The organism is Spirosoma sp., from assembly GCF_026391055.1.
Classification (GTDB): Bacteria; Bacteroidota; Bacteroidia; order Cytophagales; family Spirosomataceae; genus Spirosoma.
Genome location: NZ_JAPLET010000017.1, coordinates 249,479 through 268,328 on the forward strand (window position 1 = coordinate 249,479; position 18,850 = coordinate 268,328).

An 18,850-nucleotide genomic window follows, 5' to 3' on the forward strand; every position below is an offset into this window, starting at 1 on the left:
ATACTTACCAATGAGCTTATCCAGTGAGCCGGTACCACCGTTATAAATATAGAAAGATTTCGAAAGTTGCTTTAACAACATGAACTGTTGACCATCGAACACCTATGCCGTTTGGGGTGTTATGTATCTTTACCCACCCACTTACCATAGAATACATGAGCGAAACAGTTTTAGTAACAGGCGGTACCGGCTCTATTGGCCGTCGCCTTACCCAATTGCTTCAACAGGCTGGCTATCAGGTAGCCTTGCTGAGTCGGTCTCCCAAATCCATCCCCGACGTTCGCGTTTATCAGTGGGACATTCAGAAAGGGCACATTGACCCGCAGGCCATTGCTACCGCCGATCATATCATTCACCTGGCCGGCGAGGGAATTGCCGATGAGCGCTGGACCGACCAGCGAAAAGAAGCTATTCTGAACAGCCGGACCCAATCGACAGATTTGCTGATGCAGGCTTTAAAAACCAACCGGCACCGGGTGAAATCGTTTGTGGGTGCATCGGCCATTGGTTATTATGGAGGTAATACAGACGACCGGCCGCTGACCGAGACAAGCCAGGGCGGCTCCGATTTTCTGGCACAGGTAGTACGCGCCTGGGAGCGGTCCGAAGAACAGGTTGCTTCGCTGGGCATTCGAACCGTAAAATTCCGGATTGGGGTTGTGCTGATGGCCGAGGGCGGGGCATTGCCCAAGTTAGTCCAGCCCATTCGGTTGGGAGCAGGAGCGCCCATTGGTTCGGGGCAGCAGTATATTTCGTGGATTCACCTCGACGATATGTGTCGGTTGTTTATTGAGGGCTTGTCGAACACCACCTGGCAGGGTGTTTATAATGCCGTTGCTCCTACCCCTGTCACCAACGAAACCCTCACGCGGGCCATTGCTCAGGTCCTGCACCGGCCTATTTTGCTGCCTAACATTCCGGCATTTGCGATTAAACTACTATATGGCGAAATGGCCATCGTCGTTACGGGCGGCAACTACGTGCTCAACAAGCGCATAGCCGACGAAACCGATTTTCAATATCAATACAGCGATTTGACCAGAGCGCTGGAAAATTTGTTAGGGTAAGTAATAACGTACCCACGGACTTTAGCCCGTGGGTACGTCTGTTATCTAGCTCCACTCGCGGTCGGCGGAGTCTTTCGTATTCCAGGTATCGGTTGGGGCAAACCAGGTCGCTCCTTTCTTAAGGAACTTCTTGGCTACATCTTCGTTCAGTTCAACGCCCAGGCCCGGCTTTTCGGGGACTTTCACGAAGCCTTTTTCAACAATAGGCCGCATGCCCGTCACCAGATCTTCCCAGCCTGCTACATCGACACCGTGGTGTTCGAGAGCTACGAAATTCTCGGTGGCAGCTGCGCAGTGCACGTTCGCCATCATCGAAATGGGCGATCCGGCAAAGTGCATAGCCATTGGAATACCTTTCTCTTCGGCGTAATCACCTATTTTCTTGGTCTCCAGCAGACCACCCGAGCTGGCCAGATCAGGGTGAATCATATCGATTGCTTTCGCGTCGATGAGTTTGATAAACCCTTCTTTCAGGTAAATGTCTTCGCCCGTCAGCGTTGGCGTTTCGATGGCGTCGGTAATTTGCTTCCACTGATCGGTGTAGAACCAGGGGACCAGGTCTTCGAGCCAGGCCAGACGGAACGGCTCCATGGCCTTACCAATCTGAATAGCCGTGTTAACGTCGAAGTGGCCGAAGTGATCGGCCGCCAGTGGCGTATCGTACCCGACAATATCGCGCACTTTACCCACGTGCTCTACCAGCCGGTCAAGGCCTTTTTTCGTAACCTGAATGCGGGTAAATGGGTGTTTAGTGTTGGCATAATTGCCTAGTTTACCCGACTCCCGGTCGTTCCACTGCTGTTTTACGCTCCAGTTATTAGCGTTGACGAGCATACCGGGCTGATCGGCCAGCATACCGATGCCGAAGTCCATTTTCAGGAACGTATACCCCTGGTCCCGGCGCTTCTTCATGTTCTCGGCAAAGCCTTCGTACGTATTCGACTCGGGCGTATCGGCATACAACCGGATAAAGTCGCGGTATTTACCACCTAGTAGTTGATAAGCCGGTACGTTATACGCTTTACCCGCCAGATCCCACAAAGCCATCTCTACGCCACAAACGCCACCAGCCGCCCGGCTTTGACCGCCAAACTGCTTGATCTGCTTGAAAATCTGTTCCACATTGCAGGGATTTTTACCCAACAGTCGGCTTTTGAGCATCAGTGCATAGTTGGCGCTGGCTCCATCGCGAACTTCACCCCAGCCAACGAGGCCCTGGTTGGTATCAATCCGGATAATTGGACTGCTAAAGGGCACTCCATTCAGCACAGCAACCCGCATGTCGGTAATCCGCAACTCAGATGGCTTTGAGTCTCGGCTTACCTTCTGGGTGATAAACTCCATTTCCTGGTCGTGCTGACCATCGAACGCCAGGCCAAGCGAGAGGCCACCTAAACCGGCATTCCGCAGAAAGTCACGCCGGTCGGAAGATTTCCCCGAAGATGTCAGTCGGGAGAAGATGTTTTTCATGGTAAAAAAAGACGATAGGGTTTATGTCTGGTCGCTACAGATTTACACCAGCGGACAACGCATTCGTTGACAAATGAGAACAGAAAAGTTCGTTGGCTTATTCCGGTAATCTGTTGTCATATAAGTAGGTTAATGCCAGTATTTTACTTATGAAGTGGTCTTTTTACTGAGAATTACCTGGAAACTGCCTTTTGTGAACAGATAACCAATACTATCAGCGCAGTAAGTTTTGCGACCCTTCTGCATGTCCTAATCCATTCTTAATCGTATAACCAGTCAACACGACATAAAGCAATGTTAAAGAGAGCACTAGTAGCCTTATCCCTTATCACCTTCTCGGGCGGCTTTGCTGCCCAGGCCCAGCGGGTCGGATCATCTCCCGAATACATTAAAGCGTTAACCGCCGACTGGAAAGGCGAGCGTCTGGCGGATGGCCGTCCCAAAATTCCGGATATCGTTATGGAACGGCTGGCCAATTGTACATTAGAGCAAATCTGGGGCTATCTGGGTAAGAAGGGCTACCGGAACCAGGTCGAGAAAAACTGGATTATCCTAAAACCCGGCGAAACCATGACCGGCCGTGCCGTGACGGCCCAATTCATGCCCATGCGGCCCGACCTCGACAGTTTGGTACGTGCCCAGGGCAAAGCCGAAGGTCGCTCCCAAAAGGGCGGTATTAACATCTGGCCAATCGATATATTAACAAAAGGTGATATATATGTAGCCGACGGCTTCGGTAAGATTAAAGATGGTACGCTGATCGGGTCCAGTCTGGGAAACGCTATTTACGGCAAAACCGGCAAAGGCGTTATCTTTTATGGGTCTGTGCGCGATATGCAGGAATTGAAGGACACAAAAGGGTTCAATGCCTGGGTGAAAGGGCACGACCCCTCATACATTAAGGACATGACGCCAACCTCCATCAATGCACCCATCCGCATCGGCGACGTGACGGTGCTGCCCGGCGATGCCGTGTTTGCCAATGAATACGGCACCGTGTTTATTCCTGCTCACTTGGTGGAAGGGCTGGTATCGGCATCGGAAATGACCGCCCTGCGCGACGAATTTGAACGGGTACTTCTTCAGCAGGGTAAATACCCATCCGGCGAAATTCACGGCGACTGGTCGGAGAAAATCAAAGGCGAATTCAGAGCCTGGGTTGGCAAGTACCCCAAGAAACTAGCCATCACCCAAAAGGATATTGACAGTTATCTGGCGAAAGAAGGCCATTAAGTACATTTGTGTTCAGGCCTGATTACCGTATTTAAAAAATGGGGTAATCAGGCCTGAACCTTTTTATTATTAATTTACCAAAATGATGACATTCAGAATTGCCGTTTTATTGACGTTTGTTGCAGGTTTCTGCTTTAAAAGCACTTTACAGGCCCAAACCATACCGAAAGACGAACTGGTCTTTTTAACATCGGAATGGAAAGGGGAACGATTCCCGGACGGACGGCCGAAAATTCCAGATAGCTTACTCGAACGGGCTAAATACATCGGCATTGACGACGCCTGGACGGTACTGAAAAACGAAGGCTACACTAATCAATTTGAAGGTAACTGGAAACTGATTCATAATGACGTAGCGGTTACGGGGCGGGCAGTTACGGCCGTATACATGCCGAGCCGGCCGGACGTTGAAAAACTCATCAAGGATCGGGGTATTACCAAGCAAGGGCGGAAGGGCAATACCAATACCTGGCCCATTGAAGTACTCAGCAAAGGGGATGTGTACGTAGCCGATGCCTTCGGTAAAATTGGTGGCGGCACACTAATGGGCGCTACGCTGGGCAACGCTATTTTTAGTAAAACGGGCAATGGTGTCGTGTTCAACGGCGCAGCCAGAGATCTTCAGGAATTACAGAACATAAAAGGCTTCAATGCGTTTGTGCGCGATTTCCACCCGTCTTTTCTGGAAGAAATGGTCCTGATGGGCCTGAATGCTCCTATCCGTATCGGAAACGTGATGGTACTGCCCGGCGATCTGGTCATTGCCCAGCGGGAAGGCGTGTTATTTGTACCCGCTCACCTGGCCGAACAGGTAATCAGCACCGCGGAGTTTGTGACCCGCAAAGATCAGTTTGGGTTCGAGATGGTTAAATCGGGTCGTTATACAACCGGTCAGATTGATAGCCAGTGGACTGATGAAATCAAAACCAATTTCCTGACCTGGCTTGGCAAGCACCCGGAGTTAGGCACCATGACCAGACCAGAGCTGGACAAAGTAATGAGCAAACGTACCTGGTAGATCTCGTTTTTCTGAGCAGCCTCCTTACATTAAGGAGGCTGTTGTTTTATATAGCCTCCTGGCGATTGGCTTATGAAGTCCGGCTTCGATACGTACAGAAGTTGTTTGAGTAACCCCTTGTCGGGATTGCTTATCTAATTCAAGTAGTATCTGGTAGTATAAAATACAGGTAGTGAGTCAATTCATTTATTCGGCAGCGAATACTTTTTTTGGCGTAATACAGGCAAGTTTTTTGCACATAAATCCTGTTAAGCCAACAAATAGTTTACAATTTATATAATTCCCTATATCAATCAATTATATGATATACCGCTAACTAAATATTTATTATTATAAGGTGTATAAATATACAATTATAAAAAAAATTAAAGTACAAATTACTAAAAATACAAATTATCTAACGTTCAAAAATAGCCTATAAATATTGATAACCAGTTAGTTAATAGCACTGGAATATAAAAAACAGAACGCTCAGTAAACAAATAGCTTAGATAACCTTAATCAAGAAAAGGTGTACGAAAAAGTAGATATGTAAACAAAATAGTTATTGCTTTTTTGTAAGTTGATTTTACCTTTGATGCGTCAGCAAATAAAGCCTTTATAAACGGTGTAAAAACTTTTTTAGGTAGATATACTCCGCCAGAAAGTTGCCCTTAACCCAGTCGTGAGAAAGTGTATATCTGCTTTTCCTGAGCCTTATTTCTCATCATTCTATGAAAAAAATTATCCTCACCGGTGCCGCTATTGTAGCGCTTGCTGCAGCCTGCTTCGCACAGAATAATACATCGACGATTAGCCAGTCTGGCAACCAACAGAGTGCAGAGGCTACTCAGAAAGGTAAGGATCTGATATCGACTATTGTACAGACCTCGGCTGGCGGGATTACCAACGTTGGCAATTTTGCAAAGACTGTCCAGAAATCAGCTTCATTAGTCTCGGAGAAAAATCAGGCCATCATTAACCAGTTAGGTACGGCCTACGGCTCTGCTACTATCGAGCAGGAAGGCGTTGGTAATCAATCAACGATCAACCAGAAAAATAACAACGCCGAATCGAGCGGAGATGGCAACTTGGTAACAACGTTCCAAAGGGGGTTCAATCAAGTGCTGACCGTTAACCAGAATGATAATTCGAAAAGTAATCTGGTTACGATGCGCCAGGAGAATACAGGGGCGGCTCAAACAGCAACGGTTGACCAAAACAATGTATCCACCCGAAACTCGGCTACAACAAACCAGTTTGGCAATAACAATACCCTAAGTATTAGTCAGTCGAATAATTCGAACAACAACACCGCTAATGTTCGGCAGGGTTTTGCCCCCAACACGGGTGCCAGCGCATTTAATGCAACGGCTCTCGTTGAACAAAACGGCGGAGCTTTGGGCAGTTCGTCGGGCAACGAGTCCACCATAACGCAAATTAATAGAGCGTCTAACATCGCCAAAATTTTTCAGAACAACGGCAGTGGGGGCATAGGCGAAGCAGGGAATGATGTTACTATCAATCAATCAGGTGTCCTGGGGTCGATTGCCAGCGTAAGCCAGAGTAACAATTCCCAGAATAACTCTACGGTTATCAACCAATCCGTGGCTGGTCAGCATACGGCTTATATATCGCAGGATGGCGATGGTAATTTCAACAGCTTTAATAACACGGTAGCAGTTAACCAGACCGGCAGCGGCAATAAAGCGGATGTTCGTCAGTTGGGCATCGATGCCAACAAAAATGGCCAGGGAGGCAGCTATAATAACGCAGCAAACGTTACCCAGTCCAATCAACTGAATCAGGCATTTATCGTTCAGAAGGATTTGAGCGCCTTTAACACGGCAACCATCAATCAGGCCGGAGTTAATGATATAGGGACCATTACCCAATCCATAAACTCAATCGCTAATAACGCAACGATTAATCAGGGCGCATTTAGCAGCGGCAACAATAGAGCGACGATCACACAGCAGCAATCCGCGCCTGAGGGTGGTCTGGGCGGAAACTCAGCTACCATTAGCCAGAACCTACTGGCAGCGGGCAGTGCGAATATTGCAACCATTGTGCAGGGATTTTTACCCTCAGCTACTAACTCAAATGCCAATCTGGCAACCATTAATCAGGAAGGCAGTTCGAACCAGGCTCGTCTGCAACAAACGGGGGATTTAAACATAGCGACGATCATGCAGACCGGCAACGGTAACATCGTTCGAAATGCGGATGCCTCCCTTAATTCCTCAGCCCTTCAGCTAGGGTCGAACAACAAACTGACCGTAGAACAGATAGCCGGAGCCAGTGGCAACATTGCCAACGTAGCCCAGATTGGTTCGGATAATATTGCCAATATCCTGCAAAATGGTTCAGCTAATACTGTCAACTTGTCGGAGATCGGTAATGGCCAAAAGATCTCCGTCTCACAGGCAGGCACTGGCAATACAGTAACTATCAGCCTCATTGGCAACTAGCTTTCAGGTTGTTTCGAGTTTATTTACGGCGGCAAAACACAATGAGTTACGCTTAAACGATACGTTAATCATGAAAAACTTCTTTTTAGTAGGACTTGCCGCCTTGAGCGGTGCAGCGGCCAGCGGCCAGAATAAAGCGACTATTACGCAGGAGGGAAATGCCCATGAAGTATCCGTCGTACAGCAGGGCTCAGGCAATACATCCGTTATAAACCAGTCGACCACGGAGATTGGTAACCGAGCTACTGTCAACCAGTCGGGCAACGGTAATGTCGTCACCATCAATCAAGGCGGCAACGACGATTACAGCGCGGCAGGCTCGAAAAATTCAGTAAACGCCAATCAGTCCGGTCAAGGTGAAACGATTATAACCCAAACGAATGGCGGTAATACAATAAGCGTTTACCAGGGGCCTGCCTCACCTGATAAAAAGAAGAGTCAGAAAGGAAAACAGAAATAATTGTAGCGGGCAAACACTTTATCGCCTGATAGCGTACCCCTTTGAAGCGTCTTTCTACTGTCTTTTACGACGGTGGAAAGACGCTTTTCTTATGTAAATACATGATCTCAAAAAATAGCCTGGCTCCAAAACGTTTTTTATATACCAGATACTTTGCATACCAGTACTCATCAAAAAAACAGGTTAAGTAAAACTAATAATAAGCTTGAGCCACTTCGACAAAGTCATTCGTTGCTCACTTATCTAAAGACAAATTAAATTGCCAATAATTCTTCGAAAGAATACAGTAACAAAATTATATACATTTTTTTATAATTGACACCAAAATAGCAAACAAACATAACATAAAATATACCTTAAATTTTAAAAATCGATATTATCTACAATACTACTGCTTAATTTTTACAATATAAAAACAATACTCTTTTCTCACTACCATTTGCTAAATATAGGCTTAAAAAAATTAATTATTATACATAAAAAATAAAGACTTTGTCCACGAACGTACGCATATAAAATACTAACTTATTCTATCCAACGCACTGTATTACAATATATTATATTTTATTATTAAAAATTCACATTAACCATTTCCACGGTTATTTAAGTATAAAACCCGGGGGTTATATACGTTAAAATGTAAGTATGTAAAGGCAACAACATTGATTTTCACTAAGGTTAAAAGTAGCTTTGAACAGCGAAATTAAATAGCAGTCCGGGTCGCCTATTGAGAGTCTGTTTATGATGTTAATTACATGAGGTGAAGTAATTCAAATTCTTCAAAATAATGTAACCTTAACTAAACATAACTTGCAAAAACCGATAACCATATTGGCTATTATAAACAGTACATTACTATCTAGTACAAGCAAAATCAAAACCATTATTCACTAAAGAAAAACCTAATTAACCATCTGTTCACAACCTCAACTCAACACCCGTTCCTTAAAAAGTGTGGCAGTGATGCTACCTGAATCGCCTACGAAAGCTGCAAAGTTTTCAACCAGACATTAGTTCTGTTGGCTTGTTATAAAGTAACCGGCCAAATGCTAATTAAGCAACTCTACCCCTATTGCACGCACATTAGTGGTAATGCTCACTGTATTAAAGCCAAGCCACCTGTAAGATCTGCACTACGACATGCCCAGGCATCTAGACTGTTAAAACCTCTATCAATTCTACCCTTTTAATTATTACCCTTAAACATGAAAAAGTTTATTCTTTCAGGTATTGCGCTGCTTGCCTTAGCAGCATCATCTTACGCCCAGAACAGCACTACCTTAACCCAGTCGGGTAACGGCAACAGCGTAGGGACGATCCAAACCGGTAGCTTAAACACCGGTACCATCACCCAGGTTGGCGACAATAATAAGGTCGGCCAAAGTGATAACGGCCTTGGCACCAGCGGATTGCAGCAGTACGGAACCTCTAATACGGGTACTATTACCCAGAATGGGAACGGCAACAACGGCTACATTTATCAGCGGGGCAACGAGAACACGACTACTGTTACGCAAACGGGTAATAACAATGATGGACAGGCCGTTGACAACAGTGCATCGAACCTGAATGTTTCGACCATAACCCAGTCCGGTAACGACAACAAATCAGGCGTATTCCACACTACGGGCAGTTCAAATAATACCTTTACAACAACACAGACGGGCGATCGGAATCAGGTTCTGGCAACCAGTTCTTATATATTACCGCCACAGTACGGCAACTTTAACACCACTACAATTACCCAGACCGGTAACGACAACATAATTAGAATGGCGCAAACGGGGGGTAACATGAACACCTTCCTGGCTAATCAGGATGGAAACGGCAATACAGCAGATGTCATTCAACTGGGTAGTAATAACACCATTGGTAATAATGATAATGGAAGCGGCCCGATAGGTCTTCAGCAGATCGGTGCCAATAACGTTGCTGTGATGTCGCAGAACGGTACGGCGAACAACGCCTTTATTCAGGAAGTAGGTAGCAATAATAACAGCACCATCATTCAGGTAGGCGACAATAATGACGGTCAGGTTCAGGATTACTTCAGCAGTGGAAACACGGCCAGTATCACCCAGACCGGCAACAACAACAAATCGGGTGTGTTCCGCGACGGTGGTAGTGAGAACACGTTTACCTCTGTCCAGACTGGGAATAACAACCGGGTTGTGGCAAATGGAGGTTATATTCTGCCTCCACAGTATGGAATAGGCAACATGATTGACATTACTCAAACCGGCAATAGCAACCTGACTACGTTACGGCAGTTGGGCAATGGCAACGATTTAATGGTATCGCAGGCGGATGGCAATCAGACGGCCATTCTGGTTCAAAGTGGCAACACAAATATGCTGAGCGTTACCCAGTCGGGCTTGGGTAACCTGGCAACTGTATCGCAATTTGGTTCGGGCAATTCGGCTTCTGTGGTTCAGACTGGCGTTGCCCCTTAAGCAGCCAATTTACGAGTAAAGCTTTCTGCTCAACCGTAAGCCGCTTCAGATGGAGCGGCTTACGGTTGAGCAGAAAGCTGTTTCCTAACCAGCTTCCAGGTTATGAAAGGAGCAATAGGCAACTACCCGCCCTACAACTTAACGGTCTATATAAAACTATAAGTAACTAATTAAAAATACACACCTCATATATACCATTTAATCGATACATATATCATTTACTTACCTTAAAAGTAACTATTCAAAAAAGAGCTGGTATTTTTATCTTACCAATACAATCTATTAGTAAACGTCTTTGACTGGTCATACCTAAAATTTCTACATCGGTTATACTGCAGTCGACTGATTATGCACCAATGGGTGTAGCTGACGGTATTAAGCGCTAAACCTCATGAAACGGCTAAAGGAATTACTACTGATTTGTTTGACATTGGTCAGTTTTGCCGGCTGGGCGCAGGACCCCGATCTGGAGGGAAAGCTGGACGAAGGAACCATGAATGAAGCGGTAATAACCGAAGAAGGAACCGAAACGCTGCTGCTGGATAATACCCGGTCGAAGATCGGCCGCGATTTCTATGAAGCGTTCTTCCGCCATTATGCCGAACTCCCAAAGACAGCCGCGTCCCTTTTCCCGACCGATACAACCCTTAAGATAAGCCCAAACGTAGAGCTGGCTATTAACGCGTTCGTTGTTACAATTGATGAGTTACCTGCTTTGGGGGCCGGTACGAGCATTATTTCAGTCTCGCTGAATGATCAGCTGGTTTGGCAGAACTACGTCCAGATCCGTCAGGAAGTGCTTGAGCTGTATGCGTTCAATGCAGCCGAAGTTATCAATCAGTATGTACTTAATTATCAGGAGCTTCAACGATCCCTTGAGAACGACGATCAAAAGGGAACCGGCATTTTCTAACTAATCACGTTTCTCTTACCCAACATGAAAACACGTTTATTTACTCTTCTTTTCGTGGTTTGTCTGGCTGGCTACTGCTCTGCTCAGGCATTTGTATACCACCCCAACAATCCAAATTTTGGGGGCAACACCTTCAACTATTCGTGGATGTTAAGTTCGGCCCAGGCCCAGGACCGCACCACCGATCCCACGGCAACGGTCCGTACCGCAAATGGAACAACGCAAACCGGTTCCCTCAATTCGTTTGCTCAGTCTCTCCAGAGTCAGTTGCTAAGCCGCATTACCAGCAGCTTGGTAGGCTCTCAGTTTGGCGAGGGAACACTCAAGCCCGGCACGTACAAATTCGGTGAATACCAGGTCGATATCAGCAATGGCGCTAGTGGTGTTGTTGTTCGGATCGTGGATGGAAAGGGTGGAGAAACCTCCATTACCATCCCATATTATTGATTGGTCGGGCAACGGGTGTTAGTAATCGCCCAATCCGGGTACCGCATTACTTCCTCTTTTTCTTCTTTAACTCATCCAATGAAAGTACTTTTTTTCAAAGCTATCCAGCTCCTTATGCTGACTAGCTTGGTGGGCATTTTGTCGGGGTGTACCGCTTTTTTCTTTCAACCCACAAAAGCCCGTCGCGCTCGGCTAGGAGAAGAAACACCAGTTACAGCGGACTTACACCGACTGCCGGTTGCCAAAGAAAAAATCATCACTGCCGTTTACAAGTTTCGGGACTTAACCGGTCAGTATAAGCAGATTGAAGCGGGGTCGACCTTCTCCACCGCCGTTACCCAGGGAACTACCAACATACTGCTTAAAGCGCTCGAAGAGAGTGGCTGGTTTTTACCCATCGAACGCGAGAATGTCAGTAATCTTCTCAATGAGCGAAAAATTGTTCGCTCCAGTGTAGCCCAGTATAAAGAAGGCGAGAATTTGCCTCCTTTGTTGTTTGCTGGTATTATTCTGGAAGGGGGCGTTGTTTCGTACGATGCCAATATCATCACCGGTGGTGGCGGGCTTCAGTACTTCAGCGCCGGTGGCTCAACACAGTATCGGCAGGATCGGGTAACGGTTTACCTGCGGGCTGTATCCACAAAGTCGGGGAAAATTCTTAAAACGATTTATACCTCCAAAACCATTCTGTCGCAAACGGTCAACGCCAGCCTGTTTCGGTATGTGACCTTTAAACGGCTGCTGGAAACCGAAACGGGCCTGACCACGACCGAACCGGGTCAACTGGCGGTGACGGAAGCCATCGAAAAGGCCGTTCAGGGGCTCATCATTGAGGGTGTACGAGATGGATTATGGCTCCCGGCCGATAATCAGGTTGCTGCCATGCAGGCGGTTGTGAAAGACTACGAGAAAGAGAAAACCGTAATGAGCGAAACGGATGTGTACGGCATACGTCCCGAAGTAGCTCCGCCTTTTCTGAGCATACACACCTATGCCGGTGCGATGCGGTATTATGGCGACTACGCTCGCCATACTATAAAAGGAAGTTACGGAGCTTCTGTCGATTTCCATATTACACCCGCCTTTGGCTTGCAAGTGAACGGTGCTACGGGCGTTCTGGCCAGCGAAGGGGCTTTTTCGACGAACATCACCTCCCTGGAAGGTAATCTGATTCTTCGTTTAACGCCCTATCAGCGCTGGACGTCCTTACTATTTGCGGGTGCCGGTGCTGTTTCGCAGAGTGGCTCATCGCCCTTTCAATGGCGAGGAGCCAGTTACTTACAGGCTCAGGGGGGAGTTGGTGTGCAGTTTTCGCCGAGTAAGTTAATCGGATTTCGCTCTACGTTGTCTTATAACCAGCCTTTTACGGATGCGCTGGACAGTAAAGTGGCCGGAACCCGTAATGACTACTACCTGCGGGGAACGCTGGGGTTGGTTTTCCATATCGGCCGCTTCTCACCACCAAAAGTGAAGCCACTCACTCCGCAGCAGCCGGTAACGAACAAATAACGTATCGGCCCGCTACCGCTTGACCAATCGATCTCAAATTTTATAATGAAATACTTTATCTATTTAACCATTCTGGCGGCTAGCCTGATTGGCCTCTGGAGTTGCAATGAAGAAACGTTCGTTACGCCCGTTCAACTCACCAGCGTTCGGGGAAGAGTACTTTACAGCACCACGCAGCAACCCGTTCGGGGCGCTACCGTAACGCTGTCGCCTACCAGTCGGGTTATATCAACGGATTCGTCCGGTTATTTTCGTTTTGATAGTGTGCTGGTGGGCAGCTACACCATTCAGGTAACAAAAGCCAACTATGGAACGGGTATAGGAACGGTTTCGGCCACAGCCGATGCCTCTGCGCTGGTGACCATTTTAGTAACGGAAGATGCCGCCCTCAACAGGCCGCCAACTTCGCCTACGCTGGTATCGCCCGCCACCAATACAACCATACAGTCAACGACAGCCACCCTTAAATGGAAAGCTACCGACCCAAACCGGGATAGCCTTACGTACGATGTGCTGCTGTTTAAAGGCGGAAGCACCACACCCACCTCGTCGTTTACAGGGCTGACCGTCGACACCCTGAACGTGTCGGCCCTGGAGTACAACACCACCTATCTGTGGCAGGTCATTGTAAAAGATAAAGTCAACACAGTAAATGGGCCAGTCTGGTCGTTCCGCATTGGTGAAGTGCCCGACTATAGCTTCATTTTTGCGCGCCGTACCAACGGCCAGTACCAGATTTTTTCGGCAAACGCAACCGGCCCGGCCGTTCAGCTTACCCGCGACGGCAGCAACTGGCGACCCGTGGCCAGCCCGAACCGTCAACAAATTGCGTTTATCTCAAACGTAAACACCGAACTGCACTTGTACGTCATGAATGCCAACGGTACGAATATCCGGCAGGTTACTACAGTGCCCATATCGGGTTTGTACCAGACGGATCTGTCGTTCAGCTGGTCGCCGGATGGCACCCAGCTGCTTTATCCCAGCAACGACCGCCTGTATGCCGTTCGTACCGATGGAACTGGCCTCCGGGTAGTAAGCCAGGCGTCTGGTGGACGGGTATTTGCCGGTTGCGACTGGACTCCGCAAGGCAACCGGATTGCCGCCCGGACAACCGGCACCAGTGTGTATGATAATGAAATTACAACGTTTATGGCCGATGGTTCGGCATTAAAACTGGTCTATAGCCAGCGGTCGGCACGGGTGGGGAATCCGGCATTTTCGGTCGATGGCCGCCGGTTGGTTTTTTCGGCCGATTCCAGTGGCTTCATGAATGAACAGGGCCGCCAGCTCGACGCCCGGCTGTATCTGCTCGATCTGAATACGAATGGAATCATCAGTTTATCGTCCAGCCAAAGTTCGTCAGGTACGGGTGCCGCGGGTAAACCGGCCGGAACCAACGACATTGACCCCCGTTTTTCGCCAAATGGTGCGCAGATTATCTTTACAAATACCGATAACACGGGCAACGGAGTACGCTCCGTGTATACCCTGGACCTGAACTTCACGACTGGCCAGAGCACATCCTCGAACCGGAAACAACTGTTTACCTCGGCCGAAATGCCCTACTGGCGATAAGGCCCTGTTGGCGATACAGGCCAGAGGCAGACAATACCCCGAAAAGCGCTGTAGCCTATGCTCAACGGGGTATTGTCTGCACTTACTTATGGACTTTGATGCAGATAAACCGCAAATCGGCCATCATAATAGCTTAGTTTATAGAAGGGTAATTTCTTCGTGCCTGGTTTTGGATAAAAGGCTTCTGGCCTATACAAATAGTCCATGAGTATAAAACCAGCTTTGTGCTGATTCGCCCAGAGGGGAAAATCTTCCTGTTTTGTTGAATAGTACGTAAAGTTCTCATGACATAACAAGCGTGGATATTGCTCGTACTCGTCGAAGAAAAACGTGAGCGGTACCAGGCCCGTCGCGTTGTCGGGAATGTATGGCCGCAGTTTCTGGTAAGCTACCGGGACACTACCGAGTGTATAATTTGCGTAGATTATCTCTATGGTTCCATAAAGGCCAATGATAAAATAGGCCGCCAGGACAATCCGAAGGCTCCAGCCAGTAAAGGGATTGCTGCGATAAAGCTCGTATATGATGACCAGCATAAAGGGCATAAAGAGAGGCATATAGCTCCCGGAGCCGTGCTTGGTAATGAGCCAGAACGAAACCAGCAAAATCAACGAATAGAACTTGATCAAACCGGGCAATCGATGGATGAACTGGCGCTGATGCCAAAGCATGAATACCAGCAGTCCAGACAAGGCCGCCTGTTCGGGAGATTCAAAAAACAGCCTCGGAAACGTAAGCATAACCTCCAGCTTGGAATGCCAGTCGAAAGCAGTCTGCGTAGCAGGATCGTGGCGAAATTGATAGTACCAGATTGAAAAGCCGTCTCTTGCCTGCACAATGTCGATGAAGTAGGCCAATGTTGTCAATCCGCCAACAAGCGAAAAAAACATCGCTTCTTTCAATCGGCGGGTATATAAATAGGTACACGCACCAGCGATCAGGTAAATGACTCCATTGAGATGACACAGCATAGCCAGGCCCGCTAGTAAGCCAGCCAATGCTGCATGGCGCAGGGGGTGACGTTGGGACCTAATACACAGGAATGAACCGAAGCCTATGGCCGCCAGCAGCAATTCAGGGCGATTCTCAAAGCTCAATCTGATCAACACCCGATTGCAGAAGACCAGGATTAAAATAAGCAGAATAAAGTACGACGGATTCAATTTGTTTTCCTGGCGTATATAAGCAATGATTTCGGCCAGAATGACACCGAACGGAATCAACCCCATAAGCTGAACCGTTGGCAGACCAAGCCCGAGTAGCTTAATTAACCCTGCACCCAAAGTAAGAAACAGCTTATGGCTAACAAGCAATTGATTTTCCCAACCAAGAATACCCCTAAAAAACTCGGAGCGTATGATTCCATCTTTCTGTAGCCAATAAGATTGCTCAGCGAACCAAGCATCATCACCGGTTGGGGTGCGGTGCCATAGCGTTAACAGAAACAAAAAAACGAATATGGAAAGGACGGTTACTAACAACCGAGACGTTGGCATCACAGGAAAATAGGCGTTTATAAGTCAAGAGCACATTTTATAAAAACTCCCGGCAGTGTTACGGTACAAACTTTTGATTGGAAAGAAGTCGGTCTGAACCAGCCGAAATAATCCGGATCGGAGTATCTTTTCGCTCTTTCGTTTTACGACAAGATGCGACAAATTGAGCAGTAATAAGCACACGTGAACGAAAAGTCAGGTAGTTTTAGGTACAGTCGCTAAGGCCGCACCACGCCCCATCCAATTCGACTCAACTTAAAATCCTCAGCAAGATCAATCTAACATAAGCGCCAACAGGCAGTTTTAACAGAAGGATAACACTTGGCAGGGCGGCTAACTTCACTCATTGAGCCGCACGCCTGCCTATTCTTTTGCGATTCTATGTTTGTCAGGCTATTTATTAACTTACTACTCGTACTCGTCCTTTTCCATGGTGTAACGGTTCCCTCGATGGCTCAGGATACAGCCACAACGAACGCGATACCGGTGCCTCAAACCATTCCGGATACATTATTATTTAAAATTCAAAAAGCCCAGTCTGTCATTTCGCAGATCAAGGCGGCCAATAAACGGAAATACGGTATCTCTCGGATACGGTCGGGACTGGCCGATGTCAAAGCGAACCTCGCGCCCATTGTCGCCGATATGCGGGCGCATGGCCAGGAAGTTGACACCAAGAATCTGGTCAACTATAGCCTGATTTTGAACGATGGGCTGAAAAAACTAACCGACTGGCGGACAACGCTTTCCAAGTCAAACAATGATTTACAGTCGAATCTGGACCAGGTGCTGGCCCTTAGCACCGATTCATTATTAACGGTAGACGGAAGTGACACGACCGATAAAAAGCTGTATGCCGATCAGCTCCGAAGCCTTAAATTTCAATTGCAGGACGCAGGCACCCGCACCAGTGCCCAGTTGGACACCGTCAGCCGCTTACTGGCCGACGTATCGGGTACTTATTTAACGATTGGCAACCTGCAAACGACGATCAACGAACGACTGCAGAAATCGTCGGAGAATAAATTCCAGCAGGAAGCGCCCTATTTATGGGACGCACCGGCTTTACTGCCGTTGGGGGATTTTCCCATGCTTCTTCAGTCAAGCTTTCAGGGACAAAGTAAAATTTTCACTTATTTCGTTTCTGCCACCTGGGATAACCGCATCCTGCTTATAATGCTGTGCGGCCTGTTTTTTGCCTGGGTCTTTTTCAACTACAAAAAAGCGCAAAGACCTTCATTACGGGAGAAGGTGAACCCACAGCGTTTCAACTATCTGAAACCAGTGCCGGTGCTTGCCTCTCTCATTGTACTGCTCAACCTAACACCCCTTTTTGAGCCGCAATCGCCTTCGCTGTACGTAGAGATTACCCAGTTTCTATTGTTTGTGGTACTTACCGTCCAGTTTTGGTCGCGGTTCTCGCAACATGAACTCAGGATGTGGCTCCTGATCGGCACGATGTATATGCTGCTCGTGGTTGCCAATGCCCTGGTTAGCGATCCGCTGTTCATGCGCCTTGGCCTGATCGCCCTGAACATCGGCTTTATCTACATCGGTATTGTATTTTCCCGCCGGTTACCCCGCCAGCACATTAGCGCCCGGGTTGTTCGGGTTGTGACGACACTATTTATGGTGCTTCAGATACTGGCTATCATCCTCAATATTCTCGGGCGCATCAGCCTGGCTAAAACGTTTGGTATAACGGCCGTTATCGGGCTGATTCAGCTAACGGCTTTGGGAGCCTTTATCGAAGTAATTCTGGAAACACTTGATTTACAGATTAACCTGAGCACCAGCTCGGAGGGCCTTTTTTCAAGGGTCAACGTCAATCATATTCGCCGGTCGTTCCGGAAGGGGCTTTCCTTTATAGCCGTTACCTTGTGGCTAATCGTTTTTTTCATCAACATCGGCGCAGCCGATACGGTCTTTAATATCCTGCACCACATTCTCACCAGACCCCGTTCGTTTGGCAGCCTGACGTTCACACTGAGCAATGTGTTGTCGTTTTCGATCATCATCTACCTGTCGAGTCTCCTTCAGAAAAACATCGGACTGCTGTTTGGCGAGAGCCAGCTGCCGACAGAAACTGAGCAGATTGGGCAGCTAAGTTCGGTGCTGGCGCTGGTTCGCCTGGTGATCATCATTGCCGGGGTGTTACTGGCTATCGCGACCTCCGGCATATCTGTCGATAAGTTTACCGTTGTGCTGGGTGCGCTCAGTGTGGGTATTGGCCTGGGAATGCAGAATATCGTGAGCAACTTTGTATCGGGCGTAATCCTGATTTTTGAAAAACCCTTCAAAATTGGCGATTACGTAGAACTGGCTGATAAAAAAGGCAGGATTCGCGACATCGGCATCCGCTCAAGCCGGATGATTACCCCACAAGGCTCCGAAGTGATTATTCCCAACGGCGACTTATTATCCAACCGGCTGGTAAACTGGACATCGGGCGATACGTACCTGAAAACGGAGTTCACGCTGAAAGTAAGTGCTGATACGGACTTACAGGCCGTACAGGAAATTGTAACCAACGAAGTGAGTCAACTGGAGGGCACGCTGCCAAACCGGCCGGCGGACGTAATCGTCACGGCTATTGGGGGCGACAGCGTCGAACTAAAAATACAAGTCTGGTTGACAAGCGTTTACAGCGAAGTTTCGTTGAAAAGCCAGTTGTTTCAACGCTTGCTGACGGCATTCAAAGGAGCATCCATCAAACTACTTTAACTGGCGTTGGGCACGGTTAATAACTGTGCCCA

At 47.7% G+C, this 18,850-nt stretch carries 13 protein-coding genes; 11 read left to right on the forward strand and 2 right to left on the reverse strand.

All coding sequences use genetic code 11. From position 1 onward, the window contains the following. The first annotated feature begins 155 nt into the window (after positions 1–155). Positions 156–1,067, forward strand: coding sequence for a TIGR01777 family oxidoreductase (locus NT073_RS09885; RefSeq protein ID WP_297372490.1), 912 nt, complete (start codon positions 156–158; stop codon positions 1,065–1,067). A 45-nt stretch (positions 1,068–1,112) separates the two neighbouring features. Here NT073_RS09885 and NT073_RS09890 read toward each other — a convergent pair whose 3' ends face one another. Beyond that, on the reverse strand, positions 1,113–2,537 hold the full coding sequence (locus tag NT073_RS09890) for a mandelate racemase/muconate lactonizing enzyme family protein (RefSeq protein WP_012930520.1): 1,425 nt from the start codon (positions 2,535–2,537) through the stop codon (positions 1,113–1,115). A 294-nt stretch (positions 2,538–2,831) separates the two neighbouring features. Here NT073_RS09890 and NT073_RS09895 point away from each other — a divergent pair, with 294 nt between their 5' ends. From NT073_RS09895 to NT073_RS09935, 9 genes are all read left to right on the forward strand, one after another. Beyond that, on the forward strand, positions 2,832–3,770 hold the full coding sequence (locus NT073_RS09895; protein ID WP_297372492.1) for an RraA family protein: 939 nt from the start codon (positions 2,832–2,834) through the stop codon (positions 3,768–3,770). Between the two features lie 85 nt (positions 3,771–3,855). Next, positions 3,856–4,788: an RraA family protein gene (locus NT073_RS09900; protein ID WP_297372798.1), complete on the forward strand. Its 933-nt coding sequence runs from the start codon at positions 3,856–3,858 to the stop codon at positions 4,786–4,788. A 713-nt stretch (positions 4,789–5,501) separates the two neighbouring features. After that, on the forward strand, positions 5,502–7,238 hold the full coding sequence (locus NT073_RS09905; protein ID WP_297372494.1) for an RIP homotypic interaction motif-containing protein: 1,737 nt from the start codon (positions 5,502–5,504) through the stop codon (positions 7,236–7,238). A gap of 70 nt (positions 7,239–7,308) precedes the next feature. Further along, entirely contained in the window at positions 7,309–7,698 is a 390-nt protein-coding gene (locus NT073_RS09910; protein ID WP_297372496.1) for a hypothetical protein, read from the forward strand. Positions 7,699–8,903: 1,205 nt separating this feature from the next. After that, entirely contained in the window at positions 8,904–10,151 is a 1,248-nt protein-coding gene (locus tag NT073_RS09915; RefSeq protein ID WP_297372498.1) for a hypothetical protein, read from the forward strand. A 391-nt stretch (positions 10,152–10,542) separates the two neighbouring features. After that, entirely contained in the window at positions 10,543–11,064 is a 522-nt protein-coding gene (locus tag NT073_RS09920) for a hypothetical protein (RefSeq protein WP_297372499.1), read from the forward strand. 24 nt (positions 11,065–11,088) lie between these two features. Continuing rightward, positions 11,089–11,511, forward strand: coding sequence for a curli production assembly/transport component CsgF (locus NT073_RS09925; protein WP_297372501.1), 423 nt, complete (start codon positions 11,089–11,091; stop codon positions 11,509–11,511). Positions 11,512–11,589: 78 nt separating this feature from the next. Next, positions 11,590–13,020, forward strand: coding sequence for a CsgG/HfaB family protein (locus NT073_RS09930; RefSeq protein WP_297372503.1), 1,431 nt, complete (start codon positions 11,590–11,592; stop codon positions 13,018–13,020). A gap of 45 nt (positions 13,021–13,065) precedes the next feature. Next, positions 13,066–14,598 (forward strand): carboxypeptidase regulatory-like domain-containing protein, encoded by a 1,533-nt coding sequence (locus NT073_RS09935; RefSeq protein ID WP_297372505.1) that lies wholly within the window; start codon positions 13,066–13,068, stop codon positions 14,596–14,598. 86 nt (positions 14,599–14,684) lie between these two features. On the opposite strand, the gene NT073_RS09940 is transcribed toward NT073_RS09935, so the two are convergent. Further along, positions 14,685–16,097 carry a hypothetical protein gene (locus NT073_RS09940; RefSeq protein ID WP_297372507.1) on the reverse strand — a complete coding sequence of 471 codons (1,413 nt, stop codon included), beginning with the start codon at positions 16,095–16,097 and terminating at the stop codon, positions 14,685–14,687. A gap of 378 nt (positions 16,098–16,475) precedes the next feature. Between NT073_RS09940 and NT073_RS09945 the strand changes: the two genes are divergently transcribed. Then, positions 16,476–18,818: a mechanosensitive ion channel domain-containing protein gene (locus tag NT073_RS09945; protein ID WP_297372509.1), complete on the forward strand. Its 2,343-nt coding sequence runs from the start codon at positions 16,476–16,478 to the stop codon at positions 18,816–18,818. Positions 18,819–18,850: the final 32 nt, after the last annotated feature.